Below are 22,435 nucleotides of genomic sequence, written 5' to 3'. Positions count from 1 at the left end.
CGTTCCGGCAACCTTTTATGCTGCCCTCCATGAAAACACCGCGCCTTCCCATCGCCTTACAACAAGCCGTTATGCGCTCGCTGCGCCACTATTTACAGCTGGCCAACGAGAAGCTGGAACGTCGCTTTGATGAGCCCTCGCTGGTTTATCAGCAGCGCGGCACCGCTGCAGGCACTGCATGGCTGGAGAAGTGGGAAATCCGCATCAATCCGGTGCTGCTGCTGGAGAATCAGCAGGCATTCGTTGATGAAGTGGTGCCGCACGAACTGGCGCATCTGCTGGTGTGGAAAACCTTTGGCCGCGTGCCGCCGCACGGCAAAGAGTGGAAATGGATGATGGAGAGCGTGCTTGGCGTGCCTGCGCGCCGCACCCACCAGTTTGAAATCGCCTCGGTGCGCAGCAACACCTTCCCCTATCGCTGCCGCTGTCAGCAGCATCAGCTCACCGTACGGCGCCATAATCGCGTGCTGCGCGGAGAAAGCGAATATCGCTGTGTGCACTGCAAATCCCTGCTGCAACCCGGTGAGTTTTTATCGAATTAGTTCAGCAACCTAGCCTAATCTCATATCCCGTGCGTCATCATTCTGTTACCCTGCCGCCCTTTTTCAGGACCAGGTTAATTTTTGGAATATGTCTCGCAAAACGTTGCTGTTACTTACCTTGTTAGTTGCCCCGCTTAGCGCTTACAGCCTCAGTTTCACTCACTATCATCAAAACAATTTTAGTCAGGCCAAAGCCTATGCCGCGCAGATCAACGCAGATGCGCCTGCCGACTTTTACTGCGGCTGCAAAATCAGCTGGCACGGCAAAAAGGGCGTACCGGATCTAAGCAGTTGCGGCTACAGCGTGCGTAAGAACGCCAATCGCGCCGAACGCATTGAGTGGGAACATGTGATGCCCGCGTGGGAGTTCGGCCATCAGCGTCAGTGCTGGCAAAACGGCGGCCGCAAAAGCTGCAGCAAAGATGCCGATTACCGCCGCATCGAGAGCGATCTGCATAACCTGCAGCCAGCGATTGGTGAAGTGAACGGCGACCGCAATAATTTCCAGTACAGCCAATGGAACGGCGGCGAACAGCAGTACGGTCAATGCAGCATGAAGGTCGATTTTAAGCAGAAACTGGCGCAGCCGCCGGAGCGTGCGCGTGGCGCCATTGCCCGCACTTACTTCTATATGCGCGACCAATATCACCTGCGCCTGTCGCGTCAGCAAACCCAGCTGTTTACCGCGTGGGATAAGCAATATCCGGTGACGAGCTGGGAGTGTGAGCGCGACAATCGCATCGCCAAAGTGCAGGGAAATCACAATTCCTACGTACAGCAGGCTTGCCAGCGCTAAAAGCGCTACCCTACACTAGCTTTTTTCGATTGCGCCGTGTCCGCTGACACGGCATAACGCTGGCAGGAACCGCATGCGTATACCTCGCATTTATCATCCCGAATCTCTCGAAGTTAACAGTGAAGTCTTCCTCGATGAAGATGCCGCTAACCATGTTGGACGCGTGCTGCGCATGACGGCCGGTCAGCAAATTGAGCTGTTTGATGGCAGTAATCTGACTTTTAGCGCCGAAATCACCCAGGCTGATAAAAAGCGTGTAAAAGTAAGGGTCCTTGCCAGCCAGGCTGATGACCGTGAATCCCCGCTGCATTTACATCTCGGTCAGGTGATGTCGCGCGGTGAAAAAATGGAATTCACTATCCAGAAATCGATCGAACTTGGCGTGAATGTGATTACGCCCTTGTTTTCTGAACGCTGCGGCGTAAAGCTGGACGCCGAGCGGCTGGCAAAAAAAATTCAGCAATGGCAGAAAATCGCGATTGCCGCCTGTGAACAGTGCGGCCGTAATCGTGTGCCGGAAATTCGCGAGCCGATGACATTGCAAGCCTGGTGCGCGGAAGCCGAAGACGGTTTGAAGCTCAATTTGCATCCGCGCGCCAGCCACAGCATCAACACGCTGCCGCAGCCGGTAGAGCGCCTGCGCTTGCTGATTGGGCCGGAAGGTGGCTTAACCGCCGATGAAATTGCCATGACCGCGCAGCAGGGTTTTACCGATATTCTGCTTGGACCCCGCGTGTTGCGCACCGAAACCACCGCACTCACCGCCATTACGGCACTTCAGGTGAGGTTTGGTGACCTCGGTTAAGCGATACTTTCGGGTTCGAACGTAACTTCACAGCACAACGCTTTCGGGGTAAATGCTTCCCCATTTAGGAGAGAATAATGATTAAGCTTGGCATCGTTATGGACCCGATTTCGTCCATCAATATTAAAAAAGACACCAGCTTCGCCATGTTGCTGGAAGCACAGCGCCGTGGTTACGAAATTCATTACATGGAGATGGGCGATCTCTCCCTGCGCGGCGGTGTGACTTACGCGCGCACGCGTCTGCTGAGCGTTGAGCAGAACTACGACAACTGGTACACGTTTGGCAGCGAGCAGAATATCCCGCTGGCCGATCTTAACGTGGTGCTGATGCGTAAAGATCCGCCGTTCGACACCGAATTTATCTATGCCACATACCTGCTGGAACGCGCAGAAGAGCAAGGTACGCTGATCGTGAACAAACCGCAGAGCCTGCGCGACTGCAACGAGAAGCTGTATACCGCATGGTTCGCCGACCTGACGCCAGATACGCTGGTCACGCGTAATAAAGAGCAGCTGCGCGCCTTCTGGCAGGAGCATGGCGACGTGATCCTTAAGCCGCTGGACGGCATGGGCGGCGCCTCGATCTTCCGCGTGAAACAGGACGATGCCAACTTCGGCGTGATCACCGAAACCCTGACTAATCACGGCCAGTACTTCTGCATGGCGCAGAACTATCTGCCGGCGATCAAAGACGGCGACAAACGCGTGTTGGTGGTGGATGGCGAACCTGTGCCTTACTGCCTGGCGCGCATTCCGCAAGGCGGCGAAACGCGCGGTAATCTGGCAGCCGGTGGCCGTGGTGAAGCGCGTCCGCTGAGCGACAGTGACTGGGAAATTGCGCGTCGCGTTGGCCCAACGCTGAAAGCCAAAGGGCTGATTTTTGTCGGCCTGGATATTATCGGTGATAAACTGACTGAAGTTAACGTGACCAGCCCAACCTGCGTACGTGAAATCGAGGCCGCGTTCCCGATATCGATCACTGGCATGCTGATGGATGCCATTGAGAAACGCCTGGGCTGATGCCGTCGGAGTCTCCACTCCGTGAACACCCAAAACCGGCGCTGCCGCGGCTGCGCCGGTTATTTTTGGTATACGAGTGATAATGAATTTACAGCATCATTTTCTAATTGCGATGCCGTCGCTGCAGGACCCACTGTTCAAACGCTCGGTAGTCTATATCTGCGAGCACAATGAAGATGGCGCCATGGGTTTGATCGTTAATAAGCCAATGGACAACCTGACGGTCGAAGGCATCCTTAAAAAGCTTAAAATTAGCCCATCCGAACGCGATCCTGCCATCAAACTGGACAAGCCAGTGTTTGCCGGTGGTCCGCTGGCGGAAGATCGTGGTTTCATCCTGCACTCGGCGCAGCGCATTTACTCCTCGAGCATTCGTATTTCAGACACCACGGTGATCACCACCTCACGTGATGTGCTGGAAGCGATCGGCACCACTTCACAGCCCGATAACGTGCTGGTGGCGCTGGGTTATTGCGCCTGGGAGAAAGGTCAGCTGGAAGAGGAGTTGCTGGAGAATGCCTGGCTCACCTCGCCCGCTAACACCAATATTCTGTTCCAGACGCCCATCGCTGAACGCTGGCGTGAAGCGGCACGCGGATTGGGCGTCGATATTCACAACATTGCCACCGATGCAGGGCACGCCTGATGGCCAGTGAAACCTTACTGGGCTTCGATTTCGGCACCAAAAGCATCGGCGTTGCTGTCGGTCAGCAATTAACGGGCACCGCGCGCGCGTTGACGGCGCTAAAAGCGCAGGATGGCACGCCGGACTGGAAGCTGATCGAAAAGCTGCTGAAAGAGTGGCAGCCCGATTATGTGGTAGTGGGCTTGCCGCTGAATATGGATGGCACCGAACAGGAACTTACTGCGCGCGCACGTAAGTTCGCCAATCGCCTGCATGGTCGTTTTGGCGTACGCGTCGAGCTGCAGGACGAGCGCCTGAGCACCGTTGAAGCGCGTGCCGATCTGTTTGAACGCGGCGGCTTTCGCGCGTTGCAGAAAGGCCAGGTTGATTCCCAATCCGCGGTGATCATCCTCGAAGATTGGTTTGATACGCATTAAAGCCATCCAGATCTGGCACATGGCGTAGCGGCGCATTTATTGCGCATTGCCAGGGATGAGCAGGGCAGCGGTATAAACATGCGCGATGAATCGCGCCGCTACAATGGTTGGTTTTCCGGCTCTGAGCGCCTATCTGGGTCTCTTCAAATCATCCCCGCCGCCTGACGCCCCTGCTCGCTCTGTGCAAAGGTTTGCATGCCCGCCTGCGCGCCGGTTTGCAACACGCCAGGCAACTGATGCATCTTGCCTTCGCGGATCAGGTTCGCCACCGCCGGCGTCGCCACCAACACTTCAAACAAGCCAATCCGCCCGCCCGCTTTTGCCGGCACTAAACGTTGCGCCAGCACCGCTTTCAGGCTGCCCGCTAATTGAGTGCGCACCAGGTTTTTCTCCTCAGCGGGAAAGACATCCACCAGCCGATCAACCGCCTGGGTTGCGCCGCGCGTATGGAGCGTAGCCAGCACCAGATGTCCGGTTTCTGCTGCAGTGAGCGCCAGGCGGATGGTTTCGCTGTCGCGCAGTTCGCCGAGTAGAATCACATCAGGATCTTCACGCAGCGCGGCTTTCAGCCCGTGTTGAAACGAGGCGCAGTGCGCACCCACTTCGCGCTGTTGAATCAGCGAGCGTTGGCTGCGATGCACAAACTCAATCGGATCTTCCAGCGTCAGAATGTGCCGCGCCTGCTGACGATTCAGACAATCCACCATCGCCGCCAGCGTGGTGGATTTGCCGCTGCCGGTGGCGCCGGTAATTAAAATCAGTCCCTCTTCCAGCTGTAATAGCTGGCTCACCACCTCGGGCAGATGCAGGCTGCTGAGATCGGGCGCCTGGCTGGCAATTAGCCGCAGCGCCAGCGATAAGCCGTGACGCTGCATAAACAGGTTGGCGCGCAGCCGTATGCCGCTGGCAAGCGTAATAGCGAAGTCAACGTGGCCGTTCTCCTCCAGTTCGGCCTGCTGCGACGCCGTGAGCCACTGCTGCACAAAGGCTTCCAGCCAGCCGCCATCCAGCGCGCTCTGCTGTGGAATCGGCTCCAGCACGCCTTGTCGCCGCCAGTGCGGCAAATGTCCGCTGCAAAGGTGCAGATCGGCGGCGTTATGCTTTACACTAAGGGCCACTATTTCATCCAACTCCATTTAGCTTCTCCTGACTATGACTTCCATTGAGCACAACTTACAGCAAGTGCGTGAGCGTATCGCCGCCGCCGCCGCACGTTGCGGCCGCGCGCCAGAAGAAATTACGCTGCTTGCAGTGAGCAAAACCAAACCTGCGAGCGCGGTCGCAGAAGCCATTGCCGCTGGACAACACGCGTTCGGTGAGAATTACGTGCAGGAAGGGGTTGAAAAAGTGGCTGAGCTGGCCGCACATCCTGATTTGCAATGGCACTTTATCGGCCCGCTGCAATCCAATAAAAGCCGTCTGGTGGCGGAAAACTTCGCCTGGTGCCACACCGTGGACCGCCAGCGCATCGCGCAGCGTCTGAACGATCAGCGCCCGGCGTCGTTGCCGCCGCTCAACGTGTTAATTCAGGTAAATATCAGTGACGAGAACAGCAAATCTGGCATCATGCTGGAGGCGTTGCCGGAGCTGGCACAGCAGATCGCCGCACTGCCGAATTTGCGCTTGCGTGGGCTGATGGCGATTCCGGCGCCAGAGTCAGAATACGCACGGCAACTGGGGGTGTGTCAGCAGATGGCCGCCGCGTTTCAAACCTTAAAACAGGACTATCCTGACGTCGATACGCTTTCTCTGGGAATGAGCGACGATATGGACGCGGCAATCGCCGCGGGCAGCACCATGGTGCGTATTGGCACCGCCGTTTTTGGCGCGCGGGATTATGCGCGACCTTCACAACAATAATTGAGGAACCTCATGTTAACACTGACGTTTTTAGTCAAAACGCTGATCGATTTGTACGTGATGGTGCTGCTGCTGCGCATCTGGATGCAGTGGTCGCGCTGTGACTTCTACAACCCGCTGGCGCAGTTTGTCGTGAAGATCACCCAACCGATTATCAAGCCGCTGCGCCGCGTCATCCCAGCCATTGGCCCGATTGATACCGCATCGCTGCTGCTGGCCTTTGTGCTGACCACGCTGAAATATCCGATCCTGCTGCTGATTCAGGTCGGCGTGTTCTCCGTTGATCCCACCAACCTGCTGGTTGGCCTGCTGTCGCTGGTGAAGTCCGCCGGTTATCTGGTGTTCTGGGTGATCATCATTCGTTCGCTGATGAGCTGGATCAGCCAGGGTCGCGGCCCGGTGGATCAGGTTCTGATGCAGCTGACTGAACCGCTGATGTCACCGATTCGCCGTATTCTGCCGGCGATGGGCGGTATCGATTTCTCTGCCATGATTGTGATTCTGGTGCTGTACGCGCTGAATTTCCTCGGCATGGACCTGTTCCCAGGTCTCTGGTATTTGCTGTAATTCGTCTATCTGGAACTGTTATGCAAAAAGTTGTACTCGCGACCGGAAATCCCGGCAAAGTCCGCGAACTGGCCGATCTGTTAGCGGCCTTCGGACTTGATATCGTGGCGCAAACCGAACTCGGCGTTGAGTCGGCGGAAGAAACCGGCCTGACCTTCATCGAAAACGCCATCCTGAAGGCGCGTCATGCGGCTGAGATTACCGGTTTACCGGCGATTGCCGACGATTCCGGTCTGGCGGTCAATGCGCTGGGCGGCGCGCCGGGGATCTACTCCGCGCGCTATGCGGGTGTTGATGCCAGCGACCAGCAAAATCTGGATAAGCTGCTGGTGGCATTGGAAAACGTGCCGGATGGCAAACGTCAGGCTCAGTTCCACTGCGTGCTGGTTTACCTGCGTCACGCTGCCGATCCCACGCCGCTGGTGTTCCACGGTAGCTGGGCCGGGGAAATCACCCGCGCGGCAGCGGGCGCAGGCGGTTTTGGTTACGATCCCATCTTTTATGTCCCTGAATTGGGTAAAACGGCGGCAGAGTTGAGTAAAGACGAAAAGCGCGCCGTCTCTCACCGTGGTAAAGCATTGATGCTGCTGCTGGAAGCGATGCGCAATGCCTGAGTTTTCACCTACGTTGCCGCCATTAAGCCTGTACATCCATATTCCGTGGTGTGTGCAGAAGTGTCCGTACTGTGATTTCAACTCTCACGCGTTAAAAGGCGAGGTGCCGCACATTGAGTATGTGCAGCACCTGCTCAACGATCTCGAACAGGATTTACCGCTGACCGGCGGCCGTGAAGTGCGCACGATTTTCATCGGCGGCGGCACGCCAAGCCTGTTGAGCAGCAATGCGATGCAGATGCTGATGGACGGCGTGCGGGCGCGTTTGCCGCTGGCGGCCGATGCGGAAATCACCATGGAAGCCAATCCAGGCACCGTTGAAGCCGATCGCTTTAGCGCCTATCAGAAAGCCGGTATTAACCGTATTTCGATTGGCGTGCAGAGTTTCAGTCCCCAGAAGCTGGCGCGTTTAGGCCGCATTCACGGGCCGGAAGAAGCCGTGCGCGCCGCCCAACTGGCGGAAGGATTAGGCCTGCGCAGCTTTAACCTCGACCTGATGCACGGCTTACCGGATCAGTCACTGGAGGAAGCGCTGGATGATCTGCGCCAGGCGATTGCGCTTAATCCGCCGCATCTATCGTGGTATCAGTTGACGATTGAGCCGAACACCTTATTCGGTTCGCGCCCGCCAAAACTGCCTGATGACGATGCGCTGTGGGATATTTTTGAGCAAGGTCATCAACTGCTGAGCGCCGCAGGTTATCAGCAATATGAAACCTCGGCGTATGCCAAACCGGGTTATCGCTGCGAGCACAATCTCAACTATTGGCGCTTCGGGGATTACCTCGGGATTGGCTGTGGTGCCCACGGTAAGCTGACGCAAGCCGATGGTCGCATCGTGCGCACGGTGAAAACCCGTCATCCGCGCGGCTTTATGAAAGGCAACTATCTCGATAAGCAGCACGACGTGGCCGAGAACGACAAGCCGTTCGAGTTCTTTATGAACCGTTTTCGTCTGCTGGAAGCCGCACCGCGCGCCGATTTCCGCCGCTATACCGGCATGGATGAGCAGGTGATTCGCCCGCAAATCGATGCGGCGATAAGTGCAGGATACGTGGAGGAAACCACGGAGAGCTGGCAGATCACTGAGAAAGGCAAACTGTTCCTGAACTCGCTGCTGGAACTGTTCCTGACGGAAGAGTAATGAAAAATGCCCGGCTTATACCGGGCATCTTTTTTGCTTATTAGCCGTAAGTAATTTCAATTTCCTGATTCACTAACAGTGTGTAATGCGCCTGGCTGTGGGTTAAGAGTGTCCAGTTTTCCCCGCCGATCTGGACTTTATTCTGCGAAGTTAACCAGCCGTCGCTGAATTGCGTGCGATCAAGCGTGATGCGATCGCCCATGTCGCCATCAATCATCAATTGCTGGCTATCGTCGTTAATAAATAGCCCCTCACCGCCTTCATTCAGTAACGAGTGCAGATCGAGATTAAGCAGATTATTACCTTTGCCACTTATATCTATTTTCTGCAAACCTTCCACACGTGCACTTAGCGCAGCAAAATCAATTATCTGGTTTTCACCCGAAAAAATAATATTTGCCGCTTTCACCAGATAATGAGACGGATAAGTATTTAACCAGCTCGCGACATCATAAATGTGGCGTTCTCCTGGGATGGGCAAATAGCTCGTCCCATTCCCATCATCTCTTGATTCACTTTCATAATTGGCTTCATATTGGGGTGACGGGATGAATCTCACCGGATAATTTGCAGAGTAGGAACTTTCATTCCCAGCTTCATCTATCGCCTTCACACCAAAATTATTCAAGCCTGCACGCATATCATGCTGCGGAGTCATTCTCCAGTCACCCTGACTATTTGCATAAGCCGATCCCACCGCCGTACCATCCTGATAAAGAATCACCAGACTGTTAACTTCGGCCTTACCTATAAAATCCAGACGTGCATCGTCGGTATTTTGCCCTGGCAATACCGATTCAATGGGTCCCCTATCATCGAGCACCTGCATAATGAGGGGCTGAATTGTTGTGGTATCAATCAGCAACGTGACGGTGCTGCTCCATTTACTGACGTTGCCAGCATGATCAATGTTACGCACGCGAAAATTCCATTCGCCATCGGAGAGATTTTGCGGTGGAGTCCACAGCCAGGTGCCATCAATGTCTACCGCAACGGTCGCGGTTGTTACCCAACTGCCGTTTTTGCTGGCGTATTGAACGCGTACATATTCATTAGGGTCGCCAGTGCCGTACAGCTCAGGGCGGCGATCGTCAGTGGCCCGGATGAGATCAAACTGTCCGCGATACAAACCAACATCATCCTCCAAGTAATTGATGGTGGCGCTATCCGGTTTCTCGGTATCAAGCTGAAATGGCCACTTTAGCGACGGCTGGCTGCGATTATTTGCCCGGTCTTCTGCCACGGCACTCAACTCATATGCACCGTCGTTAGGCAGGTTCACTTCCACCTCCCATTTGCCATGCTGATTAGCGGTTACCGAAGCCAGGGGCGTTTTGCTGTTTTTGTTGTAGATATATACCAGGCTATTTGCTTCTGCCTCGCCACGCACGACAGGATTTGCGTCATTGGTGTAACCATGTCGCTTAATGCTATTGCCGTTATGTATTCCACCCGCTGCATAGTCTTCGATTGCAGTAATTTGCGGCTTGTCAGGCGCGATAGTATCAATGTTGTAATTGACCGAAACGATATCACTTTGGTTATTAGCGCGATCAACGGCAACAAAGGTCAGCACATGTTCACCGTCAGGCAACGGTTGAGAAGGCGCCCAGGAAAAACGGCCGCCACTCACTGGCACACTTATTGGGTTTTTACCATTGACCATGATGATGACTGCAACGGTATCTGGCGAATGCGCACTGCCTTCCCATCGCTTCTGCGCATCGTTATACCAGTCGGATTGAATATGCACGGTGTGAGGTGAAGGGGTATTACTGGAAGCAGAGGCGTTAAAAAATAACATAAAAACTCCTTAAAAATAAATGATTTCAATGAGTTGCTAACTCACTTTCATCTTTATTATTTTGGTGTTTTTACGGTTATCAGATTCGTCCCGAATCTAAGGTTCTTAAATGCAGTGCATCTTAAAAGCAAAAAGCCAGCCGGGACTGGGCTGGCTTTGTTAGCTGAAGCAAATCATTAGCTTTTAACGTTCTGCATCAGTCCTTTGCGCTGCTCTTCCAGCACGGTTACGCGGTTGCATACTTCGTGGCCGAAGTTCTGGAAATCCTGCTCCTGCTTATTCCACTCCGCCTGCACCGACTGTTGTAAACCGCCAAGGTTGCCCATAATGGCCTGCAGTGGATTGCTCCCACCCGCCGCCTGGCTGCTGCCCATTTCGTTGAGACTATCCTGCATGATGCCGCCTAGCGTGCTCTGCACCAGCTTCTCGCCTTCCGCGCGCACCTGATCGATAGCCTGATGATGGAACGTCAGTCCGTCTGGACGATGCTCAATAATGCGGTTCATTTGCTGCTTGAGCTGGCCATCCAGTTTAGTGAGACGGTTACGCACATTGCTGTTCGCGCCAAGCTTTTCGACAATCACTTTATCCAGCGCCACGCGGCTGCGTTCCAGACGCGAGGTTGCGCCGCTATCGATCCACGGCAAATCGCGACGCAGCGCGGTCTGGTAGTCGATGGCTTTCTGGCGCGCGGCGTTATCAACGTTGACCTTCTGGCCATTAAACTGCACGTCACCCTGCGGAGTGATTTCGAGGTTGCCGTTGGTTCCCACCACCTGCACGCTCTGCGGTTTAATGATCACATCATCCTGTGGCTTGACGCTGCACTCGTATGCAGCCTGAGCCTGAGTTGCCGCCAGCAGCAGTGCGGCGATAAGTGCCTTACGAACCATGACATCTCCCTTTTTACGCGCTGAAAGGTCGGGCGTTGAGCGTCGCAGCCATTTTTGTGGCGGCCAGCGCGCAGCATCCGGAGCGTACATAAGTACGTGAGGAATGCGAGCACTGCCCGGTGCAAAAAGGGCAAGTAAGCTAGCCCGATACGATCTTTAGTCCCACCAAACGTCGAAGAGTTCAGTCACCTGCACATCCGTCAGGTTATGAGCTTCAAGCCAGTTGCGCACCAGCTCGCGGTGCTCGTCGGTGCATTTGCCGGTTTCCTGCAAGCACACCAGACCTTCCCACACCAGATAACCGCTGCCGTCATACGCCAGACCGTTCGGCGCAATCACTTCATTAATGAACTGATCAACAGTGGCGTCGATTTGCTCCTCGGTGGTGCCTTCGGCGAAACGCCAGGCGACGGAGAAGCCTAATTCCTGAAACTCATCAATATGCAGTTTTTTACGCAAACGACGGCTACGCTGTACGGCCATTATTTCACCCTCTCAAACATCAGATCCCATACGCCATGGCCCAGTCGCTGCCCGCGCTGCTCAAACTTGGTTAACGGACGCGTTTCCGGACGCGGCACGTAATTGTTACTTTCCGACTGATTTTTATATCCGTCGATGCTGCTCATCACTTCCAACATATGTTCGGCGTAGGCTTCCCAATCGGTCGCCATATGGAACACGCCGCCCAGCTTCAATTTGCGCATCACCAGCTCAGCAAACGGCACCTGTACGATGCGACGTTTGTTATGGCGCGCTTTGTGCCACGGATCCGGGAAGAACAACTGCACCATGCGCAGCGAGTTATCCGGAATCATCTTCTGCAGCACTTCTACCGCGTCGTGACACATTACGCGCAGGTTCTCCACGCCCGCTTCCTTCGCCGACGCCAGGCAAGCACCCACGCCCGGCGCATGCACTTCCAGGCCAAGGAAATTCTGATGTGGATTGTTCTGCGCCATGGTCACCAGCGAGGCGCCCATGCCGAAACCGATCTCCAGCACTACCGGCGCGTCACGGCCAAACAGCGTCACCAGATCCAGCGGCTCCTGCTGGAACTCCACGCCCATCTCCGGCCATAAATTATCGAGCGCGAGCTGCTGTCCTTTCGTTAAGCGCCCCTGACGGCGCACAAAACTGCGGATACGGCGTAATGGCCGCCCGTTCTCATCAAATTCTGGGGTGATGACGTCATTAATCATGTTGAAGCCTGCTGGTTAGCCTGTTCTGGGAAACGGGCATTATGCAAAGTTAGGAAGCAGAAGCAAGCCTTTGCAATGTTCCGGTTTACACCCTGAGGTCTCTGTGCTGGAATTCCTGCCTGATTGTAGAGTAAACACGGAAAATTTCCTTCTTATGATGCAAGCGCCGACGTTCGCGCAACAAGTGCTGGATTGGTATCAGCGCTTTGGTCGCAAAACCCTGCCGTGGCAGCAGGAGAAAACGCCGTACAAGGTATGGCTCTCTGAAGTGATGCTGCAGCAAACCCAGGTTGCTACCGTCATTCCCTATTTTGAACGCTTTATGGCGCGCTTCCCGACGGTGGCCGATCTGGCGGCTGCACCGCTGGATGAAGTGCTACATCTGTGGACCGGTCTCGGCTATTACGCGCGCGCGCGCAATCTGCACAAAGCCGCGAAACAGGTGGTGGAGAAGCACGGCGGCGAGTTCCCGCGAAACTTCGACGATGTCGCGGCGCTGCCGGGCATTGGCCGTTCTACCGCGGGCGCGGTGTTATCGCTGTCGCTCGGTCTGCACTTCCCAATTCTGGATGGCAACGTAAAACGCGTGCTGGCGCGCTGCTACGCGGTGGGCGGCTGGCCGGGTAAAAAGGACGTTGAAAAACGGCTATGGCAGATCAGCGAAGAAGTGACGCCAGCGGCAGGCGTCAGCAAGTTCAATCAGGCGATGATGGACCTTGGCGCATTAGTATGTACTCGCTCACGCCCTAAATGCGAAATCTGCCCGCTTAATAGCAGATGCGTTGCTTATGCCAACAACAGCTGGGCGGCGTATCCCGGTAAGAAACCCAAACAGACCTTGCCAGAACGTAGCGGCTGGATGCTGATGATGCAGGATGGCGATGACGTGTGGTTAGAGCAGCGCCCGCCGGTTGGCCTGTGGGGCGGACTGTTCTGCTTCCCGCAGTTTACAAGTGAGCAAGCGCTAACTGACTGGCTAACTGAGCGCGGCATTCATGTTAAACCGCAGCAGCTTACCGCATTCCGCCACACCTTCAGCCATTTCCACTTAGACATTGTGCCTATGTGGCTCGCAAAGCCTTCCGCTGGGTCGCTGATGGATGAAGCGGGCGGTCTCTGGTATAACTTAGCGCAACCACCGTCAGTGGGTTTGGCGGCGCCGGTTGAGCGCTTGCTGCATGAATTGCGCCATCCCCAGCAGCTTACGCGTCGAGCAGACGTGACCGAAGAGGAAGAGTAATGAGCCGCACCATTTTTTGTACTTATCTGCAACGCGACGCTGAAGGTCAGGACTTTCAGCTCTATCCTGGCGAATTGGGTAAGCGCATCTTTAATGAGATCTCCAAAGAGGCCTGGCAGCAGTGGATGTCCAAGCAAACCATGCTGATCAATGAGAAGAAATTGAGCATGATGAACCCGGAAGATCGCAAAGTGCTGGAGAAGGAGATGATCAATTTCCTGTTCGAAGGCAAAGATGTGCACATTGAAGGTTACACCCCGCCAGAAAAATAACCGTTCAGGGCTTCCCTTTGAGGCCCTCTTTTTCGATTCAGGCACGCATTAACAATGAATAAAAAACTGATAGCGCTCTTGGTGATTGCACCACTTTTGGTCTCCTGCTCCGGACAAAAAAAATCGCAGTTTCATGAAGAGTGGGTCAAGGACACCAACGGTTTCGATATTTTGATGGGCCAGTTTGCCCACAATATTGAAAACATTTGGGGAATCAATGAAGTTCTGATCGCCGGACCGAAAGATTACGTCAAATATAGCGACGGCTATTACACCCGCAGTCACATCAACTTTGACAGCGGTAGCATCACAATTGAGACCATTTCCGGCACCGATCCGATGGCCAGCCTGCGTCAGGCGATCATCACCACGCTGTTGATTGGCGAAGATCCGGGCAATGTCGATCTCTACTCCGATGCCAATGATATTCAAATCAGTAAAGAGCCGCTGCTGTACGGCCAGGTGCTGGATAATACCGGCCAGCCGATCCGCTGGCAGGGCCGCGCCGGCAGCTTTGCTGATTATCTGATTCAAAACAAACTGCAGAAACGCACCTCCGGATTGCACGTCATCTGGTCGGTTACCATTCCGATGGTGCCAAATCACCTCGACAAACGTGCTCACAAATATCTGCCAATGGTGCGTAAAGCCGCTGAACAATATGGCGTGGATGCGTCACTGATTCTGGCGATTATGCAGATTGAATCGAGCTTCAACCCATATGCGGTGAGCCACGCTGATGCGCTGGGGTTAATGCAGGTGGTGCAGCATACCGCCGGTGTTGATGTGTTCCGTATGAAGGGCAAAGGTGGCAAACCGAGCCGCAGCTATCTGCTTGATCCTGAGAATAATATTGATGCGGGCACCGCGTATTTGTCGCTGCTGCAGAGAAGTTATTTGGGTGGAATTCAGGATCCGACATCACGACGTTATGCGGTGATTACCGCGTACAACGGCGGCGCGGGCAGCGTGCTACGCGTGTTCTCCAGCGATAAGGATCGCGCGTTCTCGTCAATAAATAGTATGTCGCCGACGGAAGTTTACCAGACGCTAACCACCAACCATCCATCGGCAGAATCACGGCGTTATCTGTATAAAGTGAGCCAGGCGCAGCGCAGTTATCGACGATTTTAAGCTGATGCGGTTTGTCCCTCATCCCAACCTTCTCCCGCTCGCGGGAGAAGGGGCCGATCCAGCACGTACGTAACAATGAGCGCCCTCTAAACATTCCCTCTCCCGCTTGCGGGAGAAGGGGCCGATCCAGCACAGAAATAATTACGCGCACCACCTAAACATTCCCTCTCCCGCTTGCGGGAGAGGGTTAGGGTGAGGGCAAGTGCAATCAGCTCACCATCATATTCGCCACCAGATGCTTACGCCCGTGCTCATCTTCTTCGGTGTAAACCCCTTGCAGCTCTGGCGAGAAGCCCGGCAGCAGATTGATGCCCTCTTCCAGCGCGAGGAAATAGCGCTGCACCGCGCCGCCCCACACTTCGCCTGGCACCACGCACAACACGCCGGGCGGATATGGCAACGCGCCTTCGGCCGCTATGCGCCCTTCAGCATCGGCAATCTTTACCAGCTCCACTTCGCCACGAATGTAGGCCTGATGCGCATCCTGCGGATTCACCTGCACCGGTGGGAAACAGGCTGAACGGAACATCGCTTTCTGCAGATCCTTAACGTCAAAACTGACGTAGAGATCGTGCATCTCCTGACACAAGCGGCGCAGCGTGTAGCCTTTGTAACGCTCAATATTCTTGCGATACACGCTCGGCAGCACTTCCGCCAGCAGCGCATCCTCGCGCACGTGCTGCTCAAACTGCACCAGCATCGCCACCAGATGCGCCATCTTCTCCGGCGTTTCTGCTGGCGTCAGCAGGAACAGAATCGAATTGAGGTCGCATTTCTCCGGCACGATGCCGTTCTCGCGCAGATAGTTGGCCAGAATGGTCGCTGGAATGCCGAAGCTGGTGTACTCGCCGCTGGCGGCATCAATCCCCGTGGTGGTGAGCAGCAGCTTGCAGGGATCTACAAGATACTGTTGCTGCGCGTAACCCTCAAAACCGTGCCACTTTGCGCCCGGTTCAAGGCTGAAGTATGCCGGATCGACGGCGATGGCTTCCGTTTCCGCCGCTTGCCACAGCTTGCCGTGCACTTTCTCCGGCAGGAACGGCTGAATCATTTCGCAACGTTCCAGAATCGCTTTACGCGCATCAATGCCGATGGTGACGCACTCGTGCCACATGCTGCGTCCCGCCTCGCCTTTATGCATGCGGGCGTTGATATCCAGCGCGGCAAACAGCGGATAGAACGGGCTGGTTGAGGCGTGCAGCATAAACGCATTGTTGAGGCGTTTGTGCGGACAGAAACGCTGCTGCCCACGGATGTGATTGTCTTTCTTATGGATTTGCGATGTCTGTGAGAAACCGGCCAGCTGCTTGTGTACCGACTGCGTGACAAAAATGCCCGGATCGTTCTCGTTCAACTCCAGCGTCAGCGGCGAACAGCCGGCCATCAGCGGAATAAACTGCTCGTAGCCAACCCACGCCGAATCAAACAGGATGTAATCGCACAGATGTCCGATGCGATCGACCACCTGACGCGCGTTGTACACCGTGCCATCGTAAGTGCCGAGCTGAATAATCGCCAGGCGGAATGGACGTTGATCGTTGGCACGATCGGGCGCCACTTTGGCGATTTGGTCGCGCAGATAAGCATCGTCAAAACAGTGTGCATCAATGCCGCCGATAAAGCCAAACGGATTACGCGCCGCTTCCAGATACACCGGCGTGGCGCCCGCCTGAATCAGTGCGCCGTGATGGTTGGATTTGTGGTTATTACGGTCAAACAGCACCAGATCGCCGCGCGTCAGCAGCGCGTTGGTGACCACTTTATTGGCGCTGGAGGTGCCGTTAAGCACGAAGTAGGTTTTGTCGGCGTTAAACACTTTCGCCGCGAACTTCTGCGCATCTTTGGCTGAGCCTTCGTGGATCAGCAGATCGCCGAGCTTGACGTCGGCGTTGCACATATCCGAACGGAAGACGTTCTCGCCGTAGAACTCATAGAACTGACGTCCCGCCGGATGTTTGCGGAAGAAGGCACCACCCTGATGTCCCGGACAGGCAAACGTGCTGTTCTGCATATCGACGTAGCGCGTGAGCGTGTCGAAAAATGGCGGCAGCAACTCGGCTTCATACGCCTGCGCGGCGTCCTCCAGCGCGTCCCACTCTTCTGGCGCGCCGTTGATTTCGCCGGTGATGCCCGGCAGCTTCAGCACTTCTTCATCGAACGCATTGGCGACAAACACCGGCAGATTAAAGCCGACCTTGCGCAATAGCGTTAGCACGCCACTGCGCGTGTCCGACAAGGTGATCACGACCGCAGCGACATCGGTAAAGTCGGTATTGTCCAGCGTCACCACGTCGCGCGCAGTGTTAAGACTAAGGGTTGGCGCTACAGCAACGCTGGCAGCAATTTTCAATGGGTTCATAACACAAATCCCTGAGAGAGGATGAGTGGGTGCCGATGGCACAGCAATGAGGAGGTTTCCTCGGCGAAGTCAATCTGGGAGTTGAACACTAACTGGGGCGCAATCATGTCATCTTTTTTTTGCCGGAACAACCGCTGCGCTGGCCCCTCACCCCAGCCCTCTCCCGCAAGCGGGCGAGGGCGCCGTCCGAGCGAGAGTTAAGGTATGCTGGATCAGTTCCCTCTCCCACCTGTGGGAGAGGGTTAGGGTGAGGGCAAAAAAGGAGTACTATACCCCCACTTTCCTCAACCAGCCGGAGGCTGCATGTTCAAGGCATTGGTCATTGAAAATGATGAACAGGGATATCGCACATCCCTGAAAGATCTGTCAGAAAAACAACTGCCCGATCAGGATGTCACCCTCGAAGTAAGCTACTCCACGCTCAACTACAAAGACGCGCTCGCCATCTGCAACAAAGGCCCGATTGTGCGGCAATTCCCGATGGTGCCGGGCATCGACTTCGTTGGTCGGGTGATCAGCAGCCGCCATGCTGAATGGCAGCAGGACGATGTGGCGCTACTCACCGGCTGGGGCGTAGGCGAAAAGCATTGGGGTGGACTGGCGCAGAAAGCCAGCGTCTCGGGCGACTGGCTGGTACAAGTGCCGGCCGCACTCAGCCCGCTACAAACCATGGCAATTGGCACCGCGGGCTTCACCGCCATGTTGTGCGTGCTGGCGCTGGAAAAACAGGGCATCACGCCGCAGCACGGCCCGGTTTTAGTCACCGGCGCGAGCGGCGGCGTTGGCAGCTTCAGCGTCAGCTTGCTGGCACGTCTCGGCTATGAGGTGATTGCTTCCAGCGGTCGCGCCAGCGATAGCGATTACCTGATCAACACGCTGGGCGCGACGTCGATTATCGATCGCGCAGAGCTGAGCGAGCCGGGCAAACCGCTGGCGAAAGAGCGCTGGGCGGCGGCGATTGATAGCGTCGGCAGCCACACGCTGGCCAATGTGTTAGCGGGCATCAAGCGCGATGGCGTGGTCGCGGCGTGCGGCATGGCGCAAGGTTTGGATCTGCCGACCAGCGTCGCGCCGTTCATCCTGCGCGGCGTGGTGCTGGCGGGCGTGGATAGCGTGATGTGCGCAAAACCGCTGCGGCAGCAGGCGTGGCAGCGCCTGGCGGAACTGGTGGATGGCGACCTGTTGCAGCAGTTAACCAAGGTGATTCCGCTGAGCGAAGCGCGCGAAGGTGCCGAGCAGCTGCTGGCCGGTAAAGTACGCGGCAGATTGATCGTCGATTGCAGATAATCGCACATTACGTAGCGGCGCAATTTATGGCGCGTCTTTTCACAGAGCGCGATAAATCGCGCCGCTACGGTCTCAGGCACGCAGTTGAATCTGCGGCCTGCCCTTCTCATCCTGCACCACTACATCCAACTCCGCCTGATACCAGCGCGTCAGCGTGTGTTCGGTCATCACCTCATTGGGTGCGCCTTCCGCCACCAGCTTGCCCTGATGCAGCAACAGCACGCGATCCGACCACAGCGACGCGAGGTTAAGATCGTGCAGCACGGTGCAAACGCTGAAGCGTCCGTTGCGCGTCAGACGATGCAGCAAACGCAAACTGTGCTGCTGCCAGAACAGATCCAGCGCGGAAGTGGGTTCGTCGAGAAACAGCCAGCCGCGTGGCCCGTCATCGTGCCACAGCTGAGCCAGCACGCGCGCCAGCTGCACGCGCTGCTGTTCACCACCGGAAAGCGATCGATAATCGCGCTGTGCCAGCTCAAGGCTGCCGGTAATGTGCATCACCTCGTCGATCACCGCCCTGGATTGAGCCCGCGGCCAGGGCGCGCGGCCCATCGCCACCACATCGGCGGCGGGCAGCGGAAAACTGACGCTATTTTGCTGACGCATCACCGCGCGGCGCTGCGCCAGCGGTTCGCGCGGCCAACTGTTTAGCGGACGATCGCCGAGCCAGCACTCGCCCGCTTGCGGCGTGAGAAAGCCGGTCAGCAAGCGCAGCAGCGTGGATTTCCCCGCGCCGTTGGGGCCGATCAGCGCGATCATTTCGCCAGGCTGCAAAGTCAGGGAAACGTCGTCGATCAACGCGCGTGAGCCGTGGCTAAATCGCAGCCCGCGCGCCTGCATGCAGTCACTCATTCATCCCCCTTTGCTCACGCAGAATCAGCCAGAGAAACCACGGGCCGCCCAGCAGGCTGGTTAACAGGCCCACCGGCATTTCCGCTGGCACCACCACGGTGCGCGCCAGCGTATCGGCCAGCAGCAGCAAAATCGCGCCCGCCAGCGCCGAACCGGGCAGCATCCAGCGATGATCGCTGCCGAGACAGAAACGCATCAGGTGCGGCACCACTAAACCGACAAAGCCGATAATGCCACTCACCGCCACGGCGGTGCCTACCAGCAACGCGCTCAGCACCAGCAGCTGACGCTGCGTACGCTTAACGTCGATGCCCATGTAATGTGCATCCTCTTCGCCGAGTTGCAGCAAATTGAGACGACGCGCGCGCAGCTGAATCGCTATCAGCGCCGGCAGAATCAGCACCGCGCACACCGCCAGGCTCGGCCACTGCGCCGCACTCAAACTGCCCATGCCCCACAACGCCAACTGACGCAACTGCTGATCGTTACTCAGCCACGACAGCACGCCGACCGCCGCGCCGCATAAGGCATTGATGGCGATACCAACCAGCAGCAAGCGCGACAAATTGCCCAGCGCCATACGGCTAAAGCTGAAGATCAGCAGCGTCACCACCAAACTACCCATAAAGGCGGCGAGTGTTGGCAGCCACAGCGCCAGCAGCGGCGGCAAGCCGAGCGGGATAACGATCGATATCGCCACCGCTAAACCCGCTCCGCTGCTAATGCCGAGCAAACCGGGATCGGCCAGCGGATTGCGAAACAATCCCTGCATCACCGCGCCGGACACCGCCAGCGCCATGCCGAGCAGCACCGCCAGCAGCACGCGCGGCAGGCGGATGTTGATCCAGATTTGCCACGCCATATCGCTCAGCGGCGCACGCAACAAAGTGCGCATTGAAAGCGGCATCGCGCCGAAGTTGGCCGCCATCAGCATCACTATCAGCATGCAGATGGTCATCAAACCGAGCCAGCGCATCACGGATGTAGTCGCCATATTTTTCCCCTAAATAATTCAAGGTGCAGGAAGGCAGCAAGTGTTCGAATCCCCAGGAGCTTACACAAGTAAGTGACTGGGGTAAGAACACGCAGCTAACGCGCCTGCGGCTTGAAGTATGACGGGGAAGCCGCTTCGGCTGCGTGGCGCAGTTTGATAATCGCGCCCGGCGTATCAAGGCCAAAGCTCAGCAGCGCCATCTCATCCACCACCAGCAACGCGCGATGCTGACCGGCTGGCGTCAGTGCCAAACCGGGCAGCGACCACACTTTCTCTTCGCCGCCCAGCGTACGCAGGCCATCTTCACCCACCACGATCAAATCCGGTGCCGCCGCAACCACGCCTTCCTGCGACAGCTGCTGATAGTGCGGCACCGCCGCCATCGCGTTAATCAGACCCGCGCTGCGAATCGCGCCGTCCGCGCCGGTTTGTGCCCCCGCTGCCTGAGTGCGCATGCCGCCGTGCGCCATGATAAACAGCACTTTAATCGGCAACGGTTTTTGTGGGATCTGCGCGCGCTGCTTGTTGACCTTCTCGATCAGCGCGTTGGCTTCCTCTTCACGATGCAGCGCCTTGCCGATGGTGGCGATTTTTTCCGCGATGGCGTCGAGGCTGTTTTTGCCGGTGACATCCACCACTTTTACGCCAGCTTGCGCCACTTGCTGCAGCACCAGCGACGGTTTTGCCAGCTCGCTGCTCAGCACCAGCGTCGGCTTCAGCGCCAGAATCCCTTCGGCATTCAACTGCCGCATATAACCGACATCCGGCAGCTTGTTGGCCTGCGCCGGATGCTGGCTGGTGCTGTCACGCGCTACCAGATCCTGCTGCGCATCCAATGCATAGATGATTTGCGTGACGTCACCGCCAATCGAGATCACCCGCTCGGCCGCAACAGCAGGCAGCGCCAGCGCAGTCAGCAGCAACAGAAGTTTTCTCATGCTAACGCCTCCAGCGACATCACCTGCTCGCGCCAGCGCGCCTGCTCCGGCGTGCCTTCGCTGCGCTGACCGTACAACTGCGCGATCTGCGTGCCGTCGGCGGCAAACAGTTCCAGGCTGGTGACGAAGCCGTCGCCGCTCGGTTTGCGCGTCACCCAGCTTTCGCTGATGTGATCCGCCATCAAATGCAGTGTGAAGGTGGGATTGAAGATGTTGATCCAGTTATCCATCGGCATCAGCTTCTGCACCGCGCCGGTGAAGATCTGCGTGCAGCCACGGTTGCCGATGAAAATCATGATTTCATTGCCATCCTGCTGCGCCAGATCCAGCAGCTGCGCCAGCGAGTCATTACTCACCTGACGCGCCAGATCGTCCGCCACCGCGCGGAACGCCTGCGGGCGCGAGATGTTGTGGCGCTTCAGCAGACCAAAGAACTGATGCACATCGGTGATGGCGCGCCATTCGGCTTCCACTTTGCTGGCATCAACCGCCCTGCTGTATTGCGGCGCGCTGGCGGGCTGCGGATCTAGCGCCGCCGCGTTCTCCAACACAAACGCCGCAATCAGCGCATCCCACGCGGCGAAATCGGTGTTGTCGGTGGTGTAGATTTTCAGCACCGCATCAGCGTGGCGATCAAAAATCTGGATGCTTTGACGTTCACCGTGGGCGCTCTGCTCACGCAGGAAGAACGCGCTGTGCCACTGATGCGGGAACAGACGCTGATCGAGCGCGCGCGGGTTGAGAATCAGTCCGGCGTGTTCGCCAAGGTGCAGGTTTTCATATTTGCCCACCTGCTCGTGAACCGCATATTCATTGCGGGTGATGCTTTTGGTTTCACCTACCGCCGCCAGTGCTGCCAGCAGCGCAGGGAAATCAGCTTTTAACGCCTTTGCATCCTGGCCGACACGCGCTTCACACAGCTGCGCTTCGCCTATGCCCATCAGCGCGGCGAGATCGCGCGCGTACTTTTTCGGATGCTCGCCTTTCAGCGCCAGATAGTGATCGTAACGTGAGTTCATTGCCTTGCTCCATGAAAATGCCCTGCGCT

24 protein-coding genes are annotated in these 22,435 nt (G+C 56.5%); 14 read left to right on the top strand and 10 right to left on the bottom strand.

The annotated features are described in order from the left end of the window. Nucleotides 1-29: 29 nt before the first annotated feature. The 6 genes from IB226_RS16295 (at nt 30) to ruvX (ending at nt 4,227) form a co-directional block, all read left to right on the top strand. Complete coding sequence (locus IB226_RS16295; RefSeq protein WP_137386420.1) at nt 30-542, top strand: SprT family zinc-dependent metalloprotease; 513 nt, start codon at nt 30-32, stop codon at nt 540-542. Between the two features lie 88 nt (nt 543-630). Continuing rightward, complete coding sequence (gene endA / locus IB226_RS16290; RefSeq protein WP_192236412.1) at nt 631-1,338, top strand: deoxyribonuclease I; 708 nt, start codon at nt 631-633, stop codon at nt 1,336-1,338. A 73-nt stretch (nt 1,339-1,411) separates the two neighbouring features. Next, complete coding sequence (gene rsmE, locus IB226_RS16285; RefSeq protein WP_008107252.1) at nt 1,412-2,143, top strand: 16S rRNA (uracil(1498)-N(3))-methyltransferase; 732 nt, start codon at nt 1,412-1,414, stop codon at nt 2,141-2,143. A 77-nt stretch (nt 2,144-2,220) separates the two neighbouring features. Next, nucleotides 2,221-3,165: a glutathione synthase gene (gene gshB / locus IB226_RS16280; RefSeq protein WP_110868023.1), complete on the top strand. Its 945-nt coding sequence runs from the start codon at nt 2,221-2,223 to the stop codon at nt 3,163-3,165. A gap of 82 nt (nt 3,166-3,247) precedes the next feature. After that, nucleotides 3,248-3,811: a YqgE/AlgH family protein gene (locus IB226_RS16275; protein WP_101761908.1), complete on the top strand. Its 564-nt coding sequence runs from the start codon at nt 3,248-3,250 to the stop codon at nt 3,809-3,811. Continuing rightward, complete coding sequence (gene ruvX, locus IB226_RS16270) at nt 3,811-4,227, top strand: Holliday junction resolvase RuvX (protein ID WP_061720236.1); 417 nt, start codon at nt 3,811-3,813, stop codon at nt 4,225-4,227. The genes IB226_RS16275 and ruvX overlap by 1 nt, the downstream gene beginning before the upstream one ends. Before the next feature lie 143 nt (nt 4,228-4,370). Here the strand turns inward: ruvX and IB226_RS16265 are convergent, their stop codons facing one another. Next, nucleotides 4,371-5,363 carry a type IV pilus twitching motility protein PilT gene (locus IB226_RS16265; protein WP_192236411.1) on the bottom strand — a complete coding sequence of 331 codons (993 nt, stop codon included), beginning with the start codon at nt 5,361-5,363 and terminating at the stop codon, nt 4,371-4,373. 16 nt (nt 5,364-5,379) lie between these two features. On the opposite strand from IB226_RS16265, the gene IB226_RS16260 reads away from it, so the two are divergent. The 4 genes from IB226_RS16260 to hemW are packed head-to-tail and all read left to right on the top strand — an operon-like array spanning nt 5,380 to nt 8,412. Next, nucleotides 5,380-6,087 (top strand): YggS family pyridoxal phosphate-dependent enzyme, encoded by a 708-nt coding sequence (locus tag IB226_RS16260; protein ID WP_192236410.1) that lies wholly within the window; start codon nt 5,380-5,382, stop codon nt 6,085-6,087. Nucleotides 6,088-6,099: 12 nt separating this feature from the next. Then, nucleotides 6,100-6,654: a YggT family protein gene (locus tag IB226_RS16255; protein ID WP_008107240.1), complete on the top strand. Its 555-nt coding sequence runs from the start codon at nt 6,100-6,102 to the stop codon at nt 6,652-6,654. A 20-nt stretch (nt 6,655-6,674) separates the two neighbouring features. After that, the gene (locus tag IB226_RS16250) at nt 6,675-7,268 is read left to right on the top strand and encodes an XTP/dITP diphosphatase (RefSeq protein WP_192236409.1); all 594 of its coding nucleotides are present in this window, start codon (nt 6,675-6,677) and stop codon (nt 7,266-7,268) included. Continuing rightward, nucleotides 7,261-8,412 (top strand): radical SAM family heme chaperone HemW, encoded by a 1,152-nt coding sequence (gene hemW, locus IB226_RS16245; protein ID WP_192236408.1) that lies wholly within the window; start codon nt 7,261-7,263, stop codon nt 8,410-8,412. Before IB226_RS16250 ends, hemW begins: the two co-directional genes overlap by 8 nt. Nucleotides 8,413-8,452: 40 nt before the next feature. Here hemW and IB226_RS16240 read toward each other — a convergent pair whose 3' ends face one another. The 4 genes from IB226_RS16240 to trmB form a co-directional block, all read right to left on the bottom strand. After that, nucleotides 8,453-10,216 (bottom strand): Ig-like domain-containing protein, encoded by a 1,764-nt coding sequence (locus IB226_RS16240; protein WP_192236407.1) that lies wholly within the window; start codon nt 10,214-10,216, stop codon nt 8,453-8,455. 176 nt (nt 10,217-10,392) lie between these two features. Next, nucleotides 10,393-11,109: a DUF2884 domain-containing protein gene (locus IB226_RS16235; RefSeq protein ID WP_192236406.1), complete on the bottom strand. Its 717-nt coding sequence runs from the start codon at nt 11,107-11,109 to the stop codon at nt 10,393-10,395. A 156-nt stretch (nt 11,110-11,265) separates the two neighbouring features. After that, complete coding sequence (locus IB226_RS16230) at nt 11,266-11,592, bottom strand: YggL family protein (protein WP_192236405.1); 327 nt, start codon at nt 11,590-11,592, stop codon at nt 11,266-11,268. Then, nucleotides 11,592-12,311 (bottom strand): tRNA (guanosine(46)-N7)-methyltransferase TrmB, encoded by a 720-nt coding sequence (gene trmB, locus IB226_RS16225; protein ID WP_008107230.1) that lies wholly within the window; start codon nt 12,309-12,311, stop codon nt 11,592-11,594. The genes IB226_RS16230 and trmB overlap by 1 nt, the downstream gene beginning before the upstream one ends. Before the next feature lie 154 nt (nt 12,312-12,465). On the opposite strand from trmB, the gene mutY reads away from it, so the two are divergent. From mutY to mltC, 3 genes are read left to right on the top strand one after another with little or no spacing between them, the layout of a single operon-like run. Then, nucleotides 12,466-13,551 carry an A/G-specific adenine glycosylase gene (gene mutY / locus IB226_RS16220; RefSeq protein WP_192236403.1) on the top strand — a complete coding sequence of 362 codons (1,086 nt, stop codon included), beginning with the start codon at nt 12,466-12,468 and terminating at the stop codon, nt 13,549-13,551. Then, nucleotides 13,551-13,823: an oxidative damage protection protein gene (locus IB226_RS16215; protein ID WP_007890330.1), complete on the top strand. Its 273-nt coding sequence runs from the start codon at nt 13,551-13,553 to the stop codon at nt 13,821-13,823. Before mutY ends, IB226_RS16215 begins: the two co-directional genes overlap by 1 nt. 54 nt (nt 13,824-13,877) lie before the next feature. Further along, on the top strand, nt 13,878-14,957 hold the full coding sequence (gene mltC / locus IB226_RS16210; protein WP_192236401.1) for a membrane-bound lytic murein transglycosylase MltC: 1,080 nt from the start codon (nt 13,878-13,880) through the stop codon (nt 14,955-14,957). Between the two features lie 208 nt (nt 14,958-15,165). On the opposite strand, the gene IB226_RS16205 is transcribed toward mltC, so the two are convergent. After that, entirely contained in the window at nt 15,166-17,316 is a 2,151-nt protein-coding gene (locus tag IB226_RS16205; protein WP_192236399.1) for an ornithine decarboxylase, read from the bottom strand. A 303-nt stretch (nt 17,317-17,619) separates the two neighbouring features. On the opposite strand from IB226_RS16205, the gene IB226_RS16200 reads away from it, so the two are divergent. Continuing rightward, nucleotides 17,620-18,603, top strand: a complete 984-nt coding sequence (locus IB226_RS16200; RefSeq protein ID WP_192236397.1) for an MDR family oxidoreductase — start codon at nt 17,620-17,622, stop codon at nt 18,601-18,603. Between the two features lie 72 nt (nt 18,604-18,675). On the opposite strand, the gene IB226_RS16195 is transcribed toward IB226_RS16200, so the two are convergent. From IB226_RS16195 to IB226_RS16180, 4 genes are all read right to left on the bottom strand, one after another. Beyond that, nucleotides 18,676-19,455 carry a heme ABC transporter ATP-binding protein gene (locus IB226_RS16195; protein WP_192236395.1) on the bottom strand — a complete coding sequence of 260 codons (780 nt, stop codon included), beginning with the start codon at nt 19,453-19,455 and terminating at the stop codon, nt 18,676-18,678. After that, nucleotides 19,448-20,449, bottom strand: coding sequence for an iron ABC transporter permease (locus IB226_RS16190; RefSeq protein WP_192236393.1), 1,002 nt, complete (start codon nt 20,447-20,449; stop codon nt 19,448-19,450). Before IB226_RS16190 ends, IB226_RS16195 begins: the two co-directional genes overlap by 8 nt. Nucleotides 20,450-20,544: 95 nt before the next feature. Further along, nucleotides 20,545-21,387: a hemin ABC transporter substrate-binding protein gene (locus tag IB226_RS16185; protein WP_101761893.1), complete on the bottom strand. Its 843-nt coding sequence runs from the start codon at nt 21,385-21,387 to the stop codon at nt 20,545-20,547. Next, the gene (locus tag IB226_RS16180) at nt 21,384-22,406 is read right to left on the bottom strand and encodes a hemin-degrading factor (RefSeq protein ID WP_192236391.1); all 1,023 of its coding nucleotides are present in this window, start codon (nt 22,404-22,406) and stop codon (nt 21,384-21,386) included. The genes IB226_RS16185 and IB226_RS16180 overlap by 4 nt, the downstream gene beginning before the upstream one ends. Between the last annotated feature and the right edge of the window lie 29 nt (nt 22,407-22,435).

The sequence above is a fragment of the Pantoea sp. PNT03 genome (genome assembly GCF_014852515.1).
In the GTDB taxonomy this organism is placed as follows: domain Bacteria; phylum Pseudomonadota; class Gammaproteobacteria; order Enterobacterales; family Enterobacteriaceae; genus Pantoea; species Pantoea leporis.
The sequence above is the reverse complement of the archived record's forward strand: the minus strand, read 5'-3'. Positions and strand labels throughout refer to the sequence as shown.